This is a genomic window from Hydrotalea sandarakina (genome assembly GCF_003254115.1).
Taxonomy (GTDB): Bacteria; Bacteroidota; Bacteroidia; order Chitinophagales; family Chitinophagaceae; genus Hydrotalea; species Hydrotalea sandarakina.
The window spans coordinates 472,546-492,428 of record NZ_QKZV01000002.1; the positions used below are offsets into that span (position 1 = coordinate 472,546).

The 19,883-nt window shown below is 35.0% G+C and carries 19 protein-coding genes and 1 tRNA gene; 13 read left to right on the top strand and 7 right to left on the bottom strand.

The annotated features are described in order from the left end of the window. Positions 1 to 67 precede the first annotated feature (67 nt). Entirely contained in the window at positions 68 to 724 is a 657-nt protein-coding gene (gene hxpB, locus LX80_RS04970; RefSeq protein WP_111293932.1) for a hexitol phosphatase HxpB, read from the bottom strand. Positions 725 to 864: 140 nt separating this feature from the next. On the opposite strand from hxpB, the gene LX80_RS04975 reads away from it, so the two are divergent. Further along, positions 865 to 1,620 (top strand): lysophospholipid acyltransferase family protein, encoded by a 756-nt coding sequence (locus LX80_RS04975; protein ID WP_111293933.1) that lies wholly within the window; start codon positions 865 to 867, stop codon positions 1,618 to 1,620. A gap of 5 nt (positions 1,621 to 1,625) precedes the next feature. On the opposite strand, the gene LX80_RS04980 is transcribed toward LX80_RS04975, so the two are convergent. Next, the gene (locus tag LX80_RS04980) at positions 1,626 to 2,138 is read right to left on the bottom strand and encodes an acyl-CoA thioesterase (protein WP_111293934.1); all 513 of its coding nucleotides are present in this window, start codon (positions 2,136 to 2,138) and stop codon (positions 1,626 to 1,628) included. 57 nt (positions 2,139 to 2,195) lie between these two features. Beyond that, entirely contained in the window at positions 2,196 to 3,296 is a 1,101-nt protein-coding gene (locus LX80_RS04985) for a mandelate racemase/muconate lactonizing enzyme family protein (protein ID WP_111293935.1), read from the bottom strand. A gap of 133 nt (positions 3,297 to 3,429) precedes the next feature. On the opposite strand from LX80_RS04985, the gene rpiA reads away from it, so the two are divergent. Both rpiA and LX80_RS04995 read left to right on the top strand, forming a co-directional pair. Then, complete coding sequence (rpiA, locus tag LX80_RS04990) at positions 3,430 to 4,104, top strand: ribose-5-phosphate isomerase RpiA (protein ID WP_111293936.1); 675 nt, start codon at positions 3,430 to 3,432, stop codon at positions 4,102 to 4,104. 153 nt (positions 4,105 to 4,257) lie between these two features. Further along, complete coding sequence (locus LX80_RS04995; protein ID WP_111293937.1) at positions 4,258 to 5,460, top strand: proline dehydrogenase family protein; 1,203 nt, start codon at positions 4,258 to 4,260, stop codon at positions 5,458 to 5,460. Positions 5,461 to 5,487: 27 nt separating this feature from the next. Here LX80_RS04995 and LX80_RS05000 read toward each other — a convergent pair whose 3' ends face one another. Both LX80_RS05000 and LX80_RS05005 read right to left on the bottom strand, forming a co-directional pair. Further along, a complete protein-coding gene (locus tag LX80_RS05000) occupies positions 5,488 to 5,916 on the bottom strand; it encodes a response regulator (protein ID WP_111293938.1) in 429 nt (142 codons plus the stop codon). A 285-nt stretch (positions 5,917 to 6,201) separates the two neighbouring features. After that, positions 6,202 to 8,766, bottom strand: coding sequence for a PAS domain-containing sensor histidine kinase (locus LX80_RS05005; protein WP_111293939.1), 2,565 nt, complete (start codon positions 8,764 to 8,766; stop codon positions 6,202 to 6,204). Between the two features lie 191 nt (positions 8,767 to 8,957). Here LX80_RS05005 and LX80_RS05010 point away from each other — a divergent pair, with 191 nt between their 5' ends. The 8 genes from LX80_RS05010 (at position 8,958) to LX80_RS05045 (ending at position 16,744) form a co-directional block, all read left to right on the top strand. Next, positions 8,958 to 9,752, top strand: coding sequence for a thymidylate synthase (locus tag LX80_RS05010; RefSeq protein WP_111293940.1), 795 nt, complete (start codon positions 8,958 to 8,960; stop codon positions 9,750 to 9,752). Positions 9,753 to 9,766: 14 nt separating this feature from the next. Further along, positions 9,767 to 10,303 (top strand): dihydrofolate reductase, encoded by a 537-nt coding sequence (locus tag LX80_RS05015; RefSeq protein WP_245897985.1) that lies wholly within the window; start codon positions 9,767 to 9,769, stop codon positions 10,301 to 10,303. A gap of 60 nt (positions 10,304 to 10,363) precedes the next feature. Continuing rightward, positions 10,364 to 11,161 carry an O-methyltransferase gene (locus tag LX80_RS05020; RefSeq protein ID WP_111293941.1) on the top strand — a complete coding sequence of 266 codons (798 nt, stop codon included), beginning with the start codon at positions 10,364 to 10,366 and terminating at the stop codon, positions 11,159 to 11,161. Positions 11,162 to 11,359: 198 nt separating this feature from the next. Next, complete coding sequence (locus LX80_RS05025) at positions 11,360 to 12,487, top strand: Re/Si-specific NAD(P)(+) transhydrogenase subunit alpha (protein WP_111293942.1); 1,128 nt, start codon at positions 11,360 to 11,362, stop codon at positions 12,485 to 12,487. Between the two features lie 21 nt (positions 12,488 to 12,508). Next, positions 12,509 to 12,817, top strand: coding sequence for an NAD(P) transhydrogenase subunit alpha (locus tag LX80_RS05030; protein ID WP_111293943.1), 309 nt, complete (start codon positions 12,509 to 12,511; stop codon positions 12,815 to 12,817). A gap of 20 nt (positions 12,818 to 12,837) precedes the next feature. Then, complete coding sequence (locus LX80_RS05035; RefSeq protein ID WP_111293944.1) at positions 12,838 to 14,274, top strand: NAD(P)(+) transhydrogenase (Re/Si-specific) subunit beta; 1,437 nt, start codon at positions 12,838 to 12,840, stop codon at positions 14,272 to 14,274. A gap of 81 nt (positions 14,275 to 14,355) precedes the next feature. Further along, positions 14,356 to 15,723, top strand: coding sequence for a methyltransferase RsmF C-terminal domain-like protein (locus LX80_RS05040; protein WP_111293945.1), 1,368 nt, complete (start codon positions 14,356 to 14,358; stop codon positions 15,721 to 15,723). A 31-nt stretch (positions 15,724 to 15,754) separates the two neighbouring features. Further along, positions 15,755 to 16,744: a LysM peptidoglycan-binding domain-containing protein gene (locus tag LX80_RS05045; protein ID WP_170120380.1), complete on the top strand. Its 990-nt coding sequence runs from the start codon at positions 15,755 to 15,757 to the stop codon at positions 16,742 to 16,744. 3 nt (positions 16,745 to 16,747) lie between these two features. On the opposite strand, the gene fmt is transcribed toward LX80_RS05045, so the two are convergent. Beyond that, on the bottom strand, positions 16,748 to 17,692 hold the full coding sequence (gene fmt / locus LX80_RS05050; RefSeq protein ID WP_245897987.1) for a methionyl-tRNA formyltransferase: 945 nt from the start codon (positions 17,690 to 17,692) through the stop codon (positions 16,748 to 16,750). Between the two features lie 46 nt (positions 17,693 to 17,738). On the opposite strand from fmt, the gene LX80_RS05055 reads away from it, so the two are divergent. Further along, positions 17,739 to 17,811 (top strand) — tRNA-Gly (locus tag LX80_RS05055). Here LX80_RS05055 and LX80_RS05060 read toward each other — a convergent pair. Then, positions 17,811 to 19,112: an exo-beta-N-acetylmuramidase NamZ family protein gene (locus tag LX80_RS05060; protein ID WP_211307700.1), complete on the bottom strand. Its 1,302-nt coding sequence runs from the start codon at positions 19,110 to 19,112 to the stop codon at positions 17,811 to 17,813. The two genes, LX80_RS05055 and LX80_RS05060, sit on opposite strands and share 1 nt — an antisense overlap. Before the next feature lie 226 nt (positions 19,113 to 19,338). On the opposite strand from LX80_RS05060, the gene LX80_RS05065 reads away from it, so the two are divergent. Beyond that, positions 19,339 to 19,794 carry an FKBP-type peptidyl-prolyl cis-trans isomerase gene (locus tag LX80_RS05065; RefSeq protein WP_111293947.1) on the top strand — a complete coding sequence of 152 codons (456 nt, stop codon included), beginning with the start codon at positions 19,339 to 19,341 and terminating at the stop codon, positions 19,792 to 19,794. Positions 19,795 to 19,883 lie beyond the last annotated feature (89 nt).

The window sequence follows — 19,883 nt, forward strand, 5'->3', positions numbered from 1 at the left end:
CACAGCAAGTTAAAGATAATTTAACATATTCCAAATATTTTTTCCCTTTTTATCAAAATTTAAATAATTACAACCCATTTAAATGTAATGTGCCAAAATTTTGTAATGAACTTATTTTTAAATCAGCTGCAGCCCAACGTTCTTCCTTTTGCTGGTGATACATGGGTATAACAACACACTTCATTCTGGCTGCTTTTGCAGCAATCATGCCGTTAAAAGAATCTTCAAAACAAATACATTCTGTTGGATGGGCATTTAATGCTGAAGCACAATTTAAATAAACTTCAGGATGTGGTTTGCCATATTGTAAATGCTCGGCAGAGGCAGTTGCTTGAATAACATTTTTTATGTTTAACTGGTCTATAACCTGTTCAATAATAAACATGGGTGAAGAAGAAGCCAAGCCAATTTTAAAAGACCTAGATTGGAAAAAATTAAAAATATAGGGTACACCCGGCATTGGTTTACCTTTGTCTGCAATTTTTTTTGCAACTGAATTCAGGATGTTTTTTTCGGCAATAGCTACTTCCGATTCAGGAATTTTAAATAATTGAAACCATGTACTTACAAATTCATGTGTACGTAAACCTGTTGTAGTATGGTATTGTGTTTCTGAAAGATGAATGTTGTATTGTTCAAAAACTTCGTCTGCTGCTTCTTTCCATAATGGCTCACTATCAATTAATAAACCATCCATATCAAAAATAACTGTATTCAATGCCATTATTTTTTGTGCAAATTTATTCTAATGGTCGGAAGAACATGTTTTTCAAACTGTAATTTTCTAAATCTAATTATGAAGTGTTAAGGAATCTTAACAATTGCTATATTGTGCAGCTTATTTTCTAAAATCTAACTACGTACATGCCCTTTACTGAAAAGCTAAAGCATATAAAATTGTTACGCAAACTTATTTATGTCATTATTGGCATAATAACCTATCCTGTAATTGCCATATTTAATAAATTAAAAATTGAAGGAACGGAATACGTTGCTTCATTACCCAAAAAAAATGTGTTATTTGTTAGCAATCATCAAACCTATTTTGCAGATGTAATGGTTTTTATTCATATATTCTGTGCTATTAAATGGCGGAAGAAAAATAGATTGGGTATTCCATTTTATTTGCTCAATCCTTTCACTCGTGTATATTTTGTAGCTGCAGAAGAAACCATGCGTACCAATTGGTTAACACGCTTGTTTATTTTGGCCGGTGCATTAACCGTAAAACGTACTTGGCGCTATGAATCAACCGAAATTCGAAGAAATTTAGATCCTTCTGATACGCGAAAAATTCAAAAGGCTTTAGAAAAAAATTGGGTTATTACTTTTCCTCAGGGAACTACTAAACCATTTGCACCGGGAAGAAAAGGTACAGCACACATTATTAAAAACAGTAAACCCATTGTTGTGCCGGTAGTTATTAATGGCTTCTGGCGTGCATTCAATAAAAAGGGTTTAAAAATGAAAAAAAGAGGTGTGCAATTATCCATAACATTTAAACCCCCTTTGGTTATAAATTATGAGGATAGTGTTGATGATATTTTAGGACAAGTGATGGATGCCATTGAACAAAGCAAAAAGTATATGCTAAAAGGGGCACATCATAGAAATAGCTAACTGTTTTATTTGTTGAATAGTGCTTTTAATTCATTGGCATCATCGGGCTTCATTTTGCCGGCCAAAATAAGTCGCAATTGTCTTCTGCGTAAAGCCCCTTCATATAATTTAATTTCCTCTTCGGTTTCAGGAATAATAGGTGGAACAGGCCTTGGTTTTCCGTTGGGGTCTAATGCAACAAAGGTGAAATAAGCTTCATTGCTTTCATATTGATATTGGTGCACACTGTCTTCTCCCCAAACTTTTAAATGTATTTCCATTGAAGTGTTAAACGAACGGGTTACTTTGGCTTCAATGTGTACAATGTTTCCAAGTTTAATGGGGTTTTTAAAACTAATATTATCAACACTGGCGGTCATTGATGGTGTATTACTGTGCTTCATAGCAGCCAATGCAGCAGCAATATCCATCCAATACATTAATCTGCCGCCCATTAAGTTACCAAAGCTGTTGGTATCGTTGGGTAATACTAATTCATTCATTACGGTGAAGCTGTTGCCGGCTGTTCTTCCTTGCATGGCTAATTATTTGGCTGCGAAGATAATATAAGCAATTGTTTTATAACAGATGTAATATTAAATTGTAATATTTTCCAGTGTTTTTAAAAAGTTTTCATCAACCGTAGCACCTAACCCAGGGGTTTCAGTGGCTGTTAGCAGCATACCATTGTTATAGTTCACTCCGTTTATTACCGGATCTTCCAAATGTCCTAAAAGGCAGGTATCTAAATCGAAATAGTGAATATTGGGTTGTGAAACAGCAAAGTGTACCATGGCCGTTAATGCCAAGCGGCTTTCTAGCATACCTCCCATCATACAGGGAATATGGTGTAAAGAAGCTAAATCATGAATAGCTAACCCTTCTAAAATTCCCCCGCTTTTAGAAAATTTGATATTGATGGAATGACAAGATTTTGTTCTGATTATTCGATTAGCATCTTTGCTTGTAAATACACTTTCATCGGCCATAATAGGTATGGTTGATTGTTGGCAAAGCTCGGGTAATAAATCATCATTGTATTTTGCCATAGGTTGTTCGCAAAATTCAATTTTGTATTCGGCTAATTTGTTTAATATAAATTTTGCATCAGCAGGTTCCCAACCTTGGTTTGCATCAATTCTAATAGTTGGTGTATAGCCAATAGCATTGCGTATTTGTTTAATTCGTTCAATATCCGCTTCTTTATCTTTTCCAAGTTTTACTTTTATACAACGTACCCCCTTTTGTGTAAAATCAACAGCACTGTTTGCCATTGCTTCAGGTGTATCAATGCCTATAGTTAGGTCGCTTTCAATGGTTTTGTTTTTGCCGCCTAAATAGGCATACAAGGGAAGTTGTTGGTATTGGGAAGCAATATCATACAAAGCCATGTCAAATGCGCTTTTTATGGTGTAATTGCCGGCTACATGGTTGTGCAATTCTTGTAATCGTTCTTTAATTTCAAGCGGATTTTTATTTTTCCAGATACCTGCAAAATCTTTTGCCAGTGCATAACAACTGTTTTGTGTTTCGCCTACAATCATCGGAAAAGCAGAGCATTCACCCCAACCAATAATACCTTCATTTGTAAAAATTTTTATAAGAATATTTTGTGCAAAGTGCATGGTTCCTGTAGCAATTGTAAATGGCACCATGGGTATGGAATATTTGTAAATAGCTATATTTTGAATTTTCATACTTTTTAAATTATGATTTTATGATGTAGTGTTGATGTAAATATAGCATGGGTTATTTTAAGATAGCTGCAACACTAAAGTGTTTTTCATTGAAAGCAATTACTTTACGAAAAAGAAGCCTGATATTTGTGTTATGGATGCAACTGTATTAAAACAATTAGCGGCCGAGAAAGCAGTAGAGTATGTAAAAAACGGCATGGTAGTAGGTTTGGGAACCGGCAGTACTGCCTATTGGGCCATTCAATTTTTGGCCAAACGAATTCAGCAGGGATTATCTATTCAATGCATCGCCACTTCTACTCAAAGTGATGAACTTGCTCGATCATTGGGCATACCAATGACTAATTTTGCAGACATACAAACAATTGATATTACCATTGATGGTGCTGATGAAACCACCAGTGATAAACAACTCATAAAAGGCGGTGGAGCTGCATTACTTCGCGAAAAAATTGTTGCCGCTGCTACTAAATTTTATATCATTATAGTAGATGAAAATAAGGTAGTTGAAAAATTAGGAAAATTTAAAATTCCTATTGAAGTAGTGCCTTTTGGCTATGAAGCTACCATGCGGAAAATTCAGCAATTGGGTGCTAATGTAGCCGTTCGTTTAAACAAAGCGGGTAAAATATTAGAAACCGATAATCATAATTTTATTATTGATGCCGATTTTGGGTTAATAGAGCACCCACAAAAACTGCATCAGCAAATTAATGAAATAGTTGGTGTGGTTGAAAATGGGTTATTCATTAACATGGCAAATATTGTGATTGTTGCCCATGCAAATGGCACCATTGAAGTATTATAAATAGTGGCTCACCGCTATGCACAATTTTCGCACATTGAATCATACAAATAGACGATTTATTGTATTTTAATTGTAAATTTTGATTTAAAAAACATTTCTCATTTTTTACTTTACCATTTGCATGCGATATTCGCATCACGAACAATTGTTAGTATGGAAATTTCATTTGAAAATACGGAACAAGCATTTGCCTATAAAACCGATAAAGAATTAAAGCAAGCTAAATTCTTATTTACTACCATGGGTTACCCACTTTTTGTGCCTATAGGAACCCGTGTTACTCCTTTTTTAATGAAGACCGGTTTACCCATACATGGCATTGTTCGGAATACTATTTTTAAACAATTTGTTGGGGGTGAAACCTTAGAAGAAACTGCACCGGTTGTGGAAAAATTAGCAAAATACGGTGTTCAGGTAATTTTAGACTATGGGGTTGAAGGCAAGCAAAATGAAGCTGATTTTGACCATGCCACTGAATCATTTATAAAAACAATTGAATACGCCGGAACTCAAAAAAATATTCCATTTATTAGTGTTAAGGTTACGGGCATTGCTCGTTTTGAACTATTACAGAAATTAAATGAAGCACCCCGTTTAAGAAGCGGTATTCATGATAATGAATCTGAAATGGATGAATGGAGTAGGGTGGTTGATAGAATGTATGCCATTTGCAATGCTGCTGCAGAAAAAAATATTGGCGTTTTAATTGATGCCGAAGAAACCTGGATACAAGATCCTATTGACCGGCTTACCATGGAAATGATGGAGATATTTAATAAAGAGAAGGCTGTAGTATATAATACCATTCAGCTATATCGTCAAGATAGACTGAAGTTTTTGCATATATCTCATCAAATAGCGAAAGCACAAAATTTTGTATTGGGATTAAAACTAGTGCGTGGGGCCTATATGGAAAAAGAGCGTGCCAGAGCACAACAAATGGGTTATGAAAGCCCCATACAATTAAATAAAGAAAATACTGATAACGATTTTAATGCCGCTGTAAAATACTGTATTGAAAATATTAATGACATATCTGTGATTGTTGCTTCACACAATGAAGCCAGTAATTTATTAGCTGCAGAACTGGCCGATAAAGCCGGGTTATCTCACAATCATGCCCATTTACATTTTTCACAATTATATGGAATGGGCGATAACATAACTTTTAATTTAGCCAAAGCCGGTTTTAATATTAGTAAGTATTTGCCATTTGGACCAATTAGAGATGTTATTCCTTATTTAATGCGTAGAGCCCAAGAAAACTCCAGCGTAAGTGGACAAACCAATCGCGAATTGTTACTTATTAAGAAAGAGTTGAAACGCAGAAAACTAGCCGCAGCAATTCATGCCTAATTTTAAACAGAAGCTAACTTTTTTTCATTAGTTAGCATTTAGAATTCCGTCTGCTTCGGTGCTTATTTTTTCCATTATGGGTGCTATTTTATCGAATTCATTGGCTTTGTCAATAAATTGATATGCTCCGATATTGAAGCAGGTATTTCTGTAATACTCAGTAGAATGATTGGTTAACATAATCACCTTTACTTCTGGGTAATTTTCTTTTACTTCTTTCAAAACTTCAATGCCATTTTTTTCGGGCATATTGATGTCTAATAATAAAACATCGGGTTTAAATTCTTCAATGGTTTGTAATGCCTGTACGGGTGCAGAACTTGTTTTGATAGAGGAAACGCAGGGTACAGTTGACAATACCTCCGACATTACTGTAAGTATAATTGTTGAATCGTCTATTAGTAATACTTTTAAATTCTTAGCCATGTACTTTCTTTCACTTTTTGTAATAATCATACTTTTTTTTGTTTTAATACGAGTTAATTATTTTATCCCGTACTGGCTTTGCATCTATTTCCCCCGAAGGGGAAATAGTGCATCTATTTTCATAGAAATAAGATGTAAGGATAGTCGATTTTAAAGACGGGCTGGAGTAAAAAGCTTCTCGATAGGTATATGCATTTAGTATAACAAAGTAAAGCTTAATAAGCTTAGTACTAAATAGCTATTCACATCATTTAATTGTAGTATATTTTCTACACTTAAACGAATTTTAATAAAACAAATTGTAGTAAAAAAGTATTAATTCTTTGTTTTTAGCGGAATGGTAAGTAATAATTGGCTGCCTTCACGGTTTTTGTTGGGCTCAATACTAAAAGTACCTTTTAGGTTTCTGGCTCTGTCTTTAATTCCAATAATAGCTAATGTTTTCAATTTTTCTTCAATGTCATGACCATTTCCATTATCGGTGATGCGCAACTGAATATTATTTTCTTTTTTATATAATTCTATTGTTATTTTAGTGGCCTGTGAAAACTTATCAATATTATTAAGAGCTTCTTGTACAATTCGGTAAAGGTTTGATTGTATTTCTGATGATTCATCTTTTAAACTGTTATCATATTCAAAATAGCAAAGAATGCCGGTCTTTTTTTCAAATTCTCGACATTCCCATTCAATGGCAGCAGCAAGTCCAAAATCGTCTAGGATACTGGGTCTTAAATCAGTTGCCATCTTCCGGGTAGCTAAAATAACTTGATTGGCAATTTCAATATTGTGTTGCAATTTCTCTGCTAAGTCAGGCTGAGTTTTTAACAGCTTATTTTTAATAACCGTTAAATCAATCTTCATACCTGTAACAGGCTGGCTAACACTATCATGTATGTGTTCGGCTATATATTTTCGCTCAGCTTCTTTTGTACGTCGCTGATGCGCTGATAAGCGTTGTAACTGTATGTGCGAAGCCATTAGCTCTTTTTCTGCTTTTCTTCTTTCCGTAATATCTACAAAAATGATGTACACTGTTTTTTTGTAAATACTAAATAAATAGCTAAATGTTTTAATGCTTCCGTCTTTGCAGGTAATATCACTTTCTACATAGGGTATTTCTTGTTGAGGATTTTTACTAAATGCTTCAATTAATGATACCCAATGTTGATAATATTGTTGCCGTTTGATAGGATCAGGTTGTGTTTTGGCATACCATGCTTCAATGGTTGGTAATTCTTCGGCGGTATATCCGATTGTTTTAATGAAATATTGATTAATAAAATTTACGGATCCGTCTGTATCATAACTTCCTATTGCAATGGGCATATTTTGTGCCAGTGCTTTAAAGCGTTCTTCACTTTCCTGTAATAGTTTTATATATTTATTTTGCTCGGTAACATCTTCTAATACGGCAAAAAGTTCATTGTCAAATAAATTAAAAGTAATGTTAATGTCTCTTAGTTCCCCTTTTTTATTATAAATCTGACGATACAGAACAGGTGCAAGTTTATCGGGATCGGTTTTCCTGGCTTTTAAATAACCATAAAATTCTTCATCATGTTTTGCTTCATCTTCCGGTGTATTGAATTTAATTTTTTTGAACCAAGCTGGATATTTTTTTATTTCATCCATTTTGTATCCAAATACTTCTTCAAACTTATTATTGGTAAACAGAAGATTATAATTTAAATCGCAGCTGGCCATAGGTATTGGAAAGTTTTCAATAATGCGTTTAAATTTCAATGCCTGTTCTTTTGCTTCGGCTTCCAATTTCCTTTTTTCAGTAAGGTCAATAAAAATTTGATATATATATCCGTTGTTATAGGTTGTTTTTAACTCAATAATTTTTTCTTTTCTTTTGTGAGTCAGCAATTTTAATTCAATGGAATCTTCTATGGGTTTTTCTTGTACATTTTTTACGTGGGCATTCCATCTTTTTTTCGCTTGCTCAGCTGATGCTTTATTAGGATATGCCCTGTTGAACCAATCGTGAACGGATTTTATTTCTGATACTTTGTAACCAAACATTTGCCTGAATGCTTGATTCATATATAACACCTTGCCGTTTGTTTCGCAAATGGTTAAACCTATGGGTATGGCTTCCGTTATTGACTGAAATTTGCGTTCGCTTTGTTTTATTGCATCGTAAGCATTTTTAAGTTCCGTTACATCTAAGCCAATACTTAAAGTGCCCTGAAACGTTTTACCCGAATATATTGCCGTATTTTTCCATTGTATTATTTTCGTATTTTTTTGCTTGGTAATAATTGCATTTTCATGATCAATACTTTCTTCGCCTGATTTTAGTTTCTGAAAAATTGCAATAGTTTTTTTACGCTCATTTTCAGGTACAAACAATTCAAACCAATTTTTATTTGCTATAGTTGCAAAATTGTATCCGGTTATTCTTTCACCAGCTTTATTTAAATAGGTAATTTCGCCGTTTTTATTTAAAATGAGTATTGCGGCATGTATATTATCTAAAATAGTTTCTCTTAACAATAAAGGAACAGGAAATGATTTTGGCTTCAATTGTAAAGATTGAATTTGTTGAACATTTATAATGAAATGATTGATTTTTCCTGTTTTAAATTTTTTTTGAATAATCAATTCAGCAGCAAATTTTTTCTTTTTCTCATTCAAAATAAATGTTTGAAAGCTTACAGTTTTGTTGTTGGAAAGTTTGAATTTTTTTAATTCATTCATGAAAACATCCTGCTCACTAAAAATTATAATATGCTGTAAGGGCTTTTGAAGCCAATGTTCCGTTTGTTTAAAGTAAGCATTTTTTTCTGGCCATACTTCTTCAATCGCCCATTGAGCATTGGTTTTTATAACCAAATTATTGCTATATTGACTGAGTGCACTAGTTTTCATATGGACGATTTAGTTTTCCTGCTCATGGCTTGTAATGAAATATGCATTTCCTTAAAAACTAAATTTAGGAAAATGTTGGATACAAAAAACTATTAAAAGAAGGTTTGGAATAGTTTGTCAGAATATTCACAGGTTTTGAACATTTACACGCAATTGTGGTTTGCTTTGCCATAGTGTTTGTATTTTGCAGTATGAAGCAATACCATCAATTATTACAATTTATACTAGATAATGGCCAACAAAAGAATGATAGAACCGGTACCGGGACTATAAGTTGTTTTGGCTATCAAATGCGATTTGATTTAGCAGAAGGTTTTCCTTTGGTAACCACCAAAAAAATGCACGTAAAAAGCATTATTTACGAGCTTTTATGGTTTTTAAAAGGCGATACTAACATTAAATACTTAAATGAGCATGGCGTAACTATTTGGGATGAATGGGCCGATGCTAATGGTGAATTAGGACCTGTTTACGGGCATCAATGGCGGAGTTGGAAGGGCGCTGATGGGAATACCATTGATCAGATTTCAGACGTAATTCAACAAATTAAAACCAATCCCGATAGCAGGCGCTTAATTGTTAGTGCTTGGAACGTAGCCGATTTGCCTAAAATGGCCTTAATGCCTTGCCATGCCATGTTTCAATTTTATGTTGCCAATGGTAAGCTAAGTTGTCAACTTTACCAACGCAGTGCCGACGTTTTTTTGGGGGTTCCTTTTAATATTGCATCTTATGCACTGTTAACTTTAATGATAGCACAAGTATGTAATTTACAACCCGGAGAATTTATTCATACTTTTGGTGATGTACATTTGTATAATAACCATATTGAGCAGGCAAATTTGCAGTTAAGCAGAAATCCTTATCCTTTGCCTACCATGCATTTAAATCCTGATATTACTAATATTTTTGATTTTGATTATGATGATTTTAAATTAGAAAATTACCAATTTCATCCGGCAATAAAAGCCCCAATTGCAGTATAAATTAATGAAAACCTGTGCAAAATAAATTTGATTTAACTACTCAACAAACTTTACCTATTATTACGTTAATTGTGGCTGCAGCCGAAAATAATGCCATAGGTAAAAACAATGCCTTGTTGTGGCATTTACCCAACGATTTAAAATTTTTTAAAAATAAAACATGGGCTATGCCAGTGCTATATGGTCGTAAAACATTGAATGCATTGGAAAATAAACCACTCAATGGCCGATGGAATATGGTGTTAACCAGAAATGCTGATTTAAATGTTAAAGGAATTACCATAGTACACAGTATTGCTGCTGCAATTGAAAACTGCCTAAACAAAGGTTATAAAGAACTTATGATATTGGGTGGAAGTGAAGTGTATGCCCAAACAATTGGTATGGCTCATAAAATATACATAACTCGTGTACATGCCGTATTTAATGATGCAGATGCATTTTTCCCCAATTTTAGCAGAACGGAATGGCAGTTGTCATCAGAAGAAAATTTTACGATTGATGAAAAGCATGCTTATGCATATTCTTTTCAATGTTGGAAACGCATTTAGCCGTAATTAACTTTATCATAGTATTTTGCAGCTTATCATTTTATTTCCGCAAACAAAATTATGTATTCTAAAACGCAATTGGCTTTAAAATATATACGCTATTTTATTAATGCAAAAAATGGTAAAGGCCATGGCATACATTCTCCATTTGTTTTTGATTTTACTCAGCAAGTTTTAAACAAAAAGAAACTTCCCAATTCATCTAATCAAATTGAAGCGTTTAGACGACAATTAAAAAACAATCACAACTTAATTCAAATTGAAGATTTTGGTGCAGGCTCACGAGTAATTAAACAAAATACACGCAAAGTGGCCACCGTTGCAAAGTCATCATTAAAACCATTTAAGTATAGTGTGTTAATTGCAAAAATGGTTGCCCATTATAAACCCAATATAATTGTTGAATTAGGTACTTCATTGGGTATAACTACGGCATATATGGCCAAGGCAGCTTCAAATGCCAACGTTTATACGATAGAAGGATCACCTGCTATTGCTGAGTTAGCCAATGAAAATTTTGAAAAGTTAGGGTTGAAAAATGTACATTCTTTAGTTGGAAATTTTGATGTAGTATTACCCAATTTACTGCAACAATTAAATACCGTTGATTTTGCTTTTATTGATGGTAACCATCGTTTTGAACCAACGCTTAATTACTTTCATTTATTATTGCCAAAGATTAATGAACACAGCATTTTGGTTTTTGATGATATACATTGGAGTAAAGAAATGGAACAGGCATGGCAAAATATACAAAACCACGATGCTGTATCTGCAACTATTGACTTGTTTTTTGTTGGAATAGTTGTTTTTAAAAAAGCATTCAAACAAAAGCAGCATTTCATTATTCGCTATTAAGTTTGGTGATACAGATGTTCAGGCAAAAAAGATAAAGCATTCATCAGCTTATTTGTTTGCATTAATTTCATTGCAATGTTGTTGCATTTTATGATGAAAAAACCTTTATTCTAATCTGTAAAATTTAGCAAACCCTTCATATAAAAAAAGAAAAATGCATTATAAAAACAACTAAATTTGATTTATAATGTAATGCACATGATAGCAGGGATATTGAAAGAACCGACAGGCGAAAACAGGGTATCTTTTTTGCCCGAACATTTAGCTGGATTATTAAAATTGAATATTGAAATTTGGGTACAAGAAAATGCCGGTGCTGCAGCTTATGCTACCAATGAAGTTTATCAACAAGCCGGCGCCAGTATACATTCACGATCGGAAATTTTACAAAATGCTCAAATTATTTTCAGCATTCTTCCCCTCACTAATGATGATTTACAAATTATAAAACCCGGCACCGTTGTTATAGGTGTATATCAGCCTCTGTATAACTATGCAGAAATGCAATTATGGGCTAACAAAAATTTAATTACGTTTAGTTTAGATACCATACCGCGTACCACCCGTGCACAAAGTATGGATGTACTCAGTAGTCAGGCAAATATTGCGGGTTATAAGGCAGTTTTATTGGCTGCCGCTAATTATGGTCGATATTTTCCCATGTTCATTACTGCTGCCGGAAGTATACCACCTGCCAAGGTATTGGTATTAGGAGCAGGTGTTGCAGGCTTGCAAGCAATTGCAACTGCTAAACGATTAGGAGCTGTAATTGAGGTGTTTGACACACGTCCGGCAGTAAAAGAGGAAGTGATGAGCCTAGGTGCAAAATTTGTTGAAGTGGAAGGCGCAGCCGATGCTTCAAAAGCCGGTGGTTATGCAGTTGAGCAATCAGCCGAGTATCAGCAAAAACAACAGCAACGCATTGCTGAAGCGGCCAAAAAAGCCGATATTATTATTACCACAGCTCAAATACCCGGTAAAAAAGCACCGCTGTTACTAACAGAAGCTATGATTCAACAAATGCGAAACGGCAGTATTATTGTTGATTTAGCCGCTGCAACCGGTGGCAATACACCACTTACAAAAAATAATGAAACCGTTGTTACTGAAAACGGGGTTACCATTATGGGTTACAGCAATTTACCCGGCACAATGCCGTTTGATGCCAGTAAATTATATGGTAAAAATGTTTTTAACTTTTTACAATTGATAATTTCCAAAGAAGGTAAGTTGAATATTTCTTTCGATGATGATATTGTAAAAGGTTGTTGTATTACTTACAATGGCAAAATTGTGAATGAACGCGTTTTGGCGTTAAATAATTAGTTGAAATAAATTTTTTATATTATGGAAGCAACATTGCAGTGGATATCTGCCAATCAGCAAATGATTTACATAGTTATTCTGATGATATTTCTAGGAATTGAAATTATAGGCAGGGTTCCCAGTGTACTGCATACACCGCTAATGAGCGGTGCCAATGCTATTCACGGGGTAGTTATTATTGGTGCCATTATAGTAATGGGACGTGCATCAGAACATAATTATTTGGCACTTATTTTAGGATTTCTGGCAGTAATTCTAGGTACTTTAAACGTAGTTGGCGGATTTGTGGTTACTGACAGAATGTTGGAAATGTTTAAGAAGAAAAAATAATATTTACTAAAGCCTTGGTTATGAAGTTTGATATTTTAACCATTTGTTATATAGTTGCTGCCGTTACTTTTATTGTTGGTTTAAAAATGTTGTCCAGTCCCGCTACTGCACGTCGTGGAAATTTAGTTGCAGCAGCAGGAATGTTTATTGCAATTGTTGGAACTATTTTTTTATATAAAGATGAAGATGGATTACCGCTTCATAATTATGCATGGATTTTTGCAGCTTTAATTATTGGTGCTATTATTGGTGTGGTTGCTGCTAAAAAAGTAAAGATGACAGCAATGCCTGAAATGGTAAGTTTTTTTAATGGTATGGGTGGTGCTTGTGCTGCATTGATTTCTGTAATTGAATTTGATTATGTTTTTAGAGCGGCAGAAAAAATGAATTATGTTCATTTTTCTGAAGGAGTTGTCCCCGGGCATTATTTGGCTATTGTTGCCGGTTCCATAATTGGAAGTGTTTCTTTTGCCGGAAGTATGGTAGCATGGGGTAAATTAAACGGTAGTTTTAAAGATGTAATTTTTAAAGCCCAACATACTATTAACTTGTTAATATTTGCAGGGGTTATTGTTTTAGCCATTATTACCTTCTTTGCTGTAAATGCTTATGCAGATTATTTTTTTATTGCCACGGTTATATTAGCATTAATTTACGGTGTGCTATTTGTGTTGCCAATAGGCGGTGCTGATATGCCAGTTGTTATTTCCTTATTAAATTCATTTACTGGCGTTGCTGCAGCTTGTGGTGGTTTCCTGTACAATAATAAAGCCATGCTCACAGGCGGCATTTTGGTTGGTGCTGCAGGAACTTTATTAACTATTTTAATGTGTAAGGCAATGAACCGTAGTTTAACCAATGTGTTAATCGGCTCATTTGGTGGTAATGAAACTTCCGGTGGTGGTAATGCCCGAACCACTGGTGGAACGTATAAAGAAATTAGCATTAGCGATGCGGCAATGGTAATGCGTTATGCTAATAAAGTAATGATTGTGCCGGGGTATGGTCTTGCGGTTGCACAGGCTCAACATACTTGTCATGAACTAGAAAAATTGTTGGAAGAAAAAGGTGTTGAGGTTGGCTATGCCATTCACCCCGTTGCCGGTCGTATGCCGGGGCATATGAATGTATTATTAGCTGAAGCCGATGTTAGTTATGATAAATTGCTGGAATTAGAACAAGCCAATGATGCCTTAAAAACAACGGATGTGGTGTTGGTATTAGGTGCTAATGATGTGGTGAATCCTGCTGCAAAAAATAATCCTTCATCACCCATTTATGGAATGCCTATCTTGGATGTTGAACAGGCCAAAACGGTAATTGTAAATAAGCGAAGCATGAAACCCGGCTACGCAGGTATAGAGAACGACTTGTTTTATCAACCCAAAACTTCTATGTTGTTTGGTGATGGAAAAAAAGTTTTGCAAGATTTGATCAATGAAATCAAGGCACTTTAAATATTTTTCTGATAGGGTGATTTCATTAAAAAAAATAAAATCACCCACCTTTTATAGCTCATTGCCACTTATCTTCGCCGGGTGTTACCTACTGCATTCATTCATTCATTAAAAGGAATTCCCGGTTTTGATGCTGAAGCTTTTATGGCTGCACATCAACAAACACAGGGTATAACTTCTATTCGATTCAACCCCTTCAAAAAACCTTATTTAAAAGAAATTCCTTTTAGTTCACTATTACAAGCACCGGTACCTTGGGCTACTGACGCCTGGTATTTAACTGAACGACCTTCATTTACACTCGATCCATTATTGCATGCGGGTGCTTATTATGTACAAGAAGCCAGTAGCATGTTTATTGAAGCCATACTGAATCAAACCATTCCAAATCCTACAAATGAAGTTGTATTAGATATTAGTGCTGCGCCGGGCGGAAAAACAACATTACTATCCGCATATTTTAAGCATGGAATAGTTGTTGCCAATGAAATAATAAAATCACGTGCGGCAATATTAAGTGAAAATGTAATGAAGTGGGGAACTGATAATATAATTGTTACCAACAATGAACCTCGCCATTTTGAAAAACTGTCACATTTTTTTGATGTAATATTATTGGATGCGCCTTGCAGTGGTAGCGGTCTTTTTCGGAAGGATAAAAATGCTGTTGAAGAGTGGAGTGTTGAAAATGTTGCAGCATGTAGTTTACGCCAACAAAAAATAAGTAAGGAAATTATTGGCTGTTTAAAACCGGGTGGATTGTTTATTTACAGCACTTGTTCATATTCTGTAGAGGAAGACGAAAATATTACAGACTATTTGTGTAATGAATATGGATTGGAGAGTGTTCGGGTGCAAATTCAACCCGAGTGGGGTATTGTAGAAGTGCAATCTTCACTGAATGCGGCATGGGGCTATCGATTTTTCCCCGATAAAGTAAAAGGGGAGGGATTCTTTGTAGCAGTATTTAAAAAGCCCAATGTTATTGAAGGTGTGTTCCAAAATTGGCTTGAAGCCCATATTGCTATTCCGTCGGCAAAACAAACAGCACCAATTGAAGCAATGTTTCAAATACCGGACTTTTATCAGTTTTTTTTGCAAGAAGATTCCTTCAAAATTATATCGAAAGTTTACTGGCGGACATTACTAATGGTATCAAAGCATTTGTATATAAAAAGAGCGGGTATCAGTTTGGGTAGCTTAAAAGGAAAAGATTTTATTCCTTCGCACGAATTGGCGCTAAGTTTGCTGCAATTACCATCTGTAAACCAAATTGAGTTACATTTAAATGAAGCTTTAGCATATTTGCGTAAACAACCCATTGAATTAAATGGGAACATGGGTTGGAATGCAGTAAGCTATTGTGGATTAAGATTGGGTTGGGTAAAAGTTTTACCCAATCGGGTCAATAACTATTATCCATCTGAATGGAGAATTTTAAAAGATTAATTTTACCAACAAGTTGAAAAAATAAATGGATATGACTGTTACATCTGTTTTTAAAGCGAGCATTTTTTCTTTCAGTATGTTACTGTTTGTTTCACTAAAGGCACAAACAGGTAATACAATTGTACATGTAATAAAACATGGGGAAACTTTATCAGCTTTAGCGCGTCAATATCATACTACTGTTGGTGATATTATGCGATTAAACGGTATGAACAGTAAAAGCGTTTTACGTATTGGTGAAAAAGTAAAAATACCCGTAAAAGGCGAAAAAGTGACTGCTTCAGCTTCCAATAAAGTTCCTGCTGCACAAACAACAGAAAACACACAACCACAAAATAATACACAACCTTTAGTGCATGTTGTAGAACCAAAAGAAACTTTATATGGAATAAGTAGAAAATATAAGGTTACTGTTGCACAAATACAAGAATGGAATCATTTAACCACTACAAATATTCACACAGGGCAACGGTTAAGTATTGGTGCAAGTGCTGCTGCATCTGTTGCCTCAAATAGTTCAGTTGTTACAAATGAAACTGCAAATGCCACATCTTCATTGCCGGCACAAACCAAACAAACATCGGTTGTAACGGCTACAACATCCAATGTATCAAAGTCTTCAACACCAAATACAGCAAACAATATTCCTGCTACTGCTGCTACACCCACTTCTCAAAAAGAAGTAACAAGTGTTAATACTAGTGTGAGTGCTGATGATATACCTGTTACCGGCTTTTTTACTGAATATTACAAACAAACTGGACAATCAATTTCCGGCAATGCATCTGTTTTTAAAACTGCCAGTGGCTGGATGGATAAAAAGTATTATGTGTTGATTAATAATATTCCCGAGGGAACTATTGTTAAAATTGAAAGTAACCAACGAGTAGTATATGCAAAAGTATTGGGCGCATTACCCAATATTAAAGAAGATAATGGTTTACTATTGCGATTAAGTAATGCTGCTGCTTCCGTATTAGGAATGGCAGATAAAACTTTTCCTGTTACCGTACAGTATTAACAGCTAATTTAATAAATGGCGATATCCTCTTAAAAAACTCGCAACATCCATTCTTTTTTTGCCTTCTAATTGCAAGTCGGTAATGTGTAACCATCCGTCGAGTGCTGCAATTTTTAATTCACTTTTGCCATCGGTTACAAAAGTGCCAGCAGGAATATTTTTTGTAGATGAATTATCAATGGTAGCCTCGTAAATCTTTAGTTTCTTGCCATCTAAATGCGTAAATGCTCCCGGATAAGGCGATAAACCTCTAATTAAATTATAAATATTTACAGCAGGTTGTTCCCATTTAATTAAACAGGTTTCTGTAAAAATTTTTGGTGCATGTTTTATAGCTTCTGCCGAAATTAATTCGGATTGAGGAGTTTCTTTTAATGTTCCCGATGCTAATTGTTGAATGGTTTTTACCAATAATGCTGCCCCAACTACTTTCATTTTGTCGTGTAATTGTCCTGCATTCTCGTTAGGTAAAATTGTAATTGGTTCTTGCAATAAAATATTTCCTGTATCTATTGCATGTTGCAATTTAAACGTAGTAACTCCGGTGGTAGTTTCGCCATTAATAATAGCCCAATTAATGGGTGCGGCACCACGGTATTGCGGTAATAATGAGCCATGTAAATTAATGGTACCCATAGGAGGCAAACTCCATACTATTTCCGGAAGCATTCTAAATGCCACTACAATTTGTAAATGAGGTTGCAAAGCTTTTAATGAAGCAATAAATGTTTCGTTTTTTAATTTTTCCGGTTGTAAAACAGGTATTTGTTTGGCAACAGCATATTGTTTAACGGCACTTTGTTGTAATTGCATGCCACGCCCGGCCGGTTTATCGGGGGCAGTTACTACAGCAACAATATTACAACCTGCTTGTATTAGGGCGTCTAATGATGCCACAGCAAAATCGGGTGTGCCCATGAAAATGATTCTAATGTCGGAAATTTGCATGGTGCAAATGTAGTGTATGCAAATGTTTTGTAACTTGCTGTTATAAGCGGAAATAGCTCATCCGGTAGAGCATCAGTTTCCCAAACTGAAGGTGGCGGGTTCGAGTCCCGTTTTCCGCTCAATAAAAATCTTTATACAATAAATATTTTTTTCTAATTTTTTTAAAAGCTTGCAGTTTCGGTTGCCAGCTTGCTCTAATGCTTCCTTCGCTGAGTCCCGCTTCTATTTGTTTCATTAATTCATCAGTGCCGGCTAAACGGTTAAACGCACTCATTTTTTTATCCCCATTTTTGGGTAGCATAAAAAAGTGTGTTTTGTCGGGAAATAATTGATAGGCTTTTAGTAAATATTGAATGGGTAAGTGATTGTTGATAGAATTTAAAACTTCCTGCTCAGGTGCAAATAAATTCCAACCAAAGCAGGTTTGACCATTTAATTTAGGGTTGGCTGCACCGGGGCCGGGCTTTGGTATGAATGAAAATAAGGTGTCGGGTAAGCTGGGGTGCCCAATATAACAGAATGGATGCGGCGTGCCTCTACCTTCACTCAATACCGTTCCTTCAAACAAACAATTGCCGGCATACCAATAAACACTGGCCATATCCGGCAAATTGGGTGAAGGTGGAATCGGTAATTGGTATTTGCTGTTATGGTCATAATTTTTACAACGTACAATTAAAAATGAAGGCAAGTATTTGGAAAACTCATGCTGTGCATAATGTTCATAAAAATTACGGTCAGCTTGTTTCGAAAGCCAATGTTCACCAATTAACATATTGGCATATTCACCAATGGTCATTCCATAAACAATGGGTATGGGTTGCATGCCCACAAAACTTCTATACGTGGTATCCAACACAGGACCATCTATATAAAAGCCATTAGGGTTAGGTCGGTCTAATAAAATAACAGACTTGTTGTTTTCAAAGGCGGATTCTAATATTTCCTGAACGGATGAAATAAAGGTATAAAATCGGGTACCTACATCTTGTATATCAATTAAAATAATGTCTACATCTTCCAAATCTTCTTTGGTCGGTTTTCTTTTATTGCCGTATAAAGAAATAATGGGAATGCCGGTAATAGGGTCAATGGTATCATTAATAACTTTGCCATCATCAGCGGTGCCTCTAAAACCGTGTTCCGGTCCAAATGCTTTTACTACATGGAAACCGGCATTTACAAGTGTATCAATTAAATGTTTATGCTCAATGGTAGCAGTATGATTAGCAAACAATGCTACACGTTTATACTTCAACCATTTAAAATAGGTTTGCGTTTGATAAGCTCCGGGTAATATGGCATTTTTGGGTTGGCTGAATCCGGCAATGTACAGAAGCGTCATTACAACAATGAACATTGTTTTTGTGCCTTGAGTCCAAAATGAAAATCTATGTTTTCCCGAAGCAAATGTTCGCATATAAATATAAAATTTTGTAATCATGGAATTTTTATAACTAATTGAATGATAATATATTGGGGGAAAGTTAACGAAAATTAATTGTCTGTTCTGATGCTAAGCCGTAATTTGCACTTGAAGTTAGTGTTCAATGCCTTTTTTTAGGTTGTATATCTTTCAACACCAAACAATTGGCTATGATCAATCCAATGCTAATTTCTTAAACCATTTAAAATTTTAGAAAGCAATGCAACAAGTAAAAAAAGGTGATACCGTTAAAGTTCACTATCATGGAAGATTAGAGGATGGTACTACATTCGATTCATCTCAAGGCCGTGAGCCACTAGAATTTGAAGTAGGCAGCGGAATGGTTATTGCCGGCTTTGATGAAGGTGTAACCGGAATGCAGGTTGGTGAAAAGAAAACCATTCATATTCCTGCAAGTGAAGCCTATGGCCCTGTACAGCAAGAAATGATTATGGAGTTCCCTAAAAATCGTTTTCCTGCCGACTTAACTCCTGAAGTAGGTATGCAGCTGAATATGAGCAATGGTCAGGGACAAAATTTTCCTGTCGTAATTGTGGAAGTAAGAGATGATGTAGTAGTTTTAGATGCTAATCATCCATTAGCCGGAAAAGACCTGATATTTGATTTAGAGTTAGTAGAAATTTCCGGTGGCAGTCCATTAATTATTATGCCTTAAATAGCGGTAATAATTTTATATACAGCCTCCTGCAACATATCAGGGGGCTGTTTGTTTTATAAAAGCGTTAATGTTACAGAACCCTTTGC

Excerpts from the sequence above, each read along its gene's own strand:
- hxpB (WP_111293932.1), bottom strand. The coding sequence starts at position 724 with ATGGCATTGAATACAGTTATTTTTGATATGGATGGTTTATTAATTGAT.
- LX80_RS04975 (WP_111293933.1), top strand. The coding sequence starts at position 865 with ATGCCCTTTACTGAAAAGCTAAAGCATATAAAATTGTTACGCAAACTT.
- LX80_RS04980 (WP_111293934.1), bottom strand. The coding sequence starts at position 2,138 with ATGCAAGGAAGAACAGCCGGCAACAGCTTCACCGTAATGAATGAATTA.
- LX80_RS04985 (WP_111293935.1), bottom strand. The coding sequence starts at position 3,296 with ATGAAAATTCAAAATATAGCTATTTACAAATATTCCATACCCATGGTG.
- rpiA (WP_111293936.1), top strand. The coding sequence starts at position 3,430 with ATGGATGCAACTGTATTAAAACAATTAGCGGCCGAGAAAGCAGTAGAG.
- LX80_RS04995 (WP_111293937.1), top strand. The coding sequence starts at position 4,258 with ATGGAAATTTCATTTGAAAATACGGAACAAGCATTTGCCTATAAAACC.
- LX80_RS05000 (WP_111293938.1), bottom strand. The coding sequence starts at position 5,916 with ATGATTATTACAAAAAGTGAAAGAAAGTACATGGCTAAGAATTTAAAA.
- LX80_RS05005 (WP_111293939.1), bottom strand. The coding sequence starts at position 8,766 with ATGAAAACTAGTGCACTCAGTCAATATAGCAATAATTTGGTTATAAAA.
- LX80_RS05010 (WP_111293940.1), top strand. The coding sequence starts at position 8,958 with ATGAAGCAATACCATCAATTATTACAATTTATACTAGATAATGGCCAA.
- LX80_RS05020 (WP_111293941.1), top strand. The coding sequence starts at position 10,364 with ATGTATTCTAAAACGCAATTGGCTTTAAAATATATACGCTATTTTATT.
- LX80_RS05025 (WP_111293942.1), top strand. The coding sequence starts at position 11,360 with ATGATAGCAGGGATATTGAAAGAACCGACAGGCGAAAACAGGGTATCT.
- LX80_RS05030 (WP_111293943.1), top strand. The coding sequence starts at position 12,509 with ATGGAAGCAACATTGCAGTGGATATCTGCCAATCAGCAAATGATTTAC.
- LX80_RS05035 (WP_111293944.1), top strand. The coding sequence starts at position 12,838 with ATGAAGTTTGATATTTTAACCATTTGTTATATAGTTGCTGCCGTTACT.
- LX80_RS05045 (WP_170120380.1), top strand. The coding sequence starts at position 15,755 with ATGACTGTTACATCTGTTTTTAAAGCGAGCATTTTTTCTTTCAGTATG.
- fmt (WP_245897987.1), bottom strand. The coding sequence starts at position 17,692 with ATGCAAATTTCCGACATTAGAATCATTTTCATGGGCACACCCGATTTT.
- LX80_RS05060 (WP_211307700.1), bottom strand. The coding sequence starts at position 19,112 with ATGCGAACATTTGCTTCGGGAAAACATAGATTTTCATTTTGGACTCAA.
- LX80_RS05065 (WP_111293947.1), top strand. The coding sequence starts at position 19,339 with ATGCAACAAGTAAAAAAAGGTGATACCGTTAAAGTTCACTATCATGGA.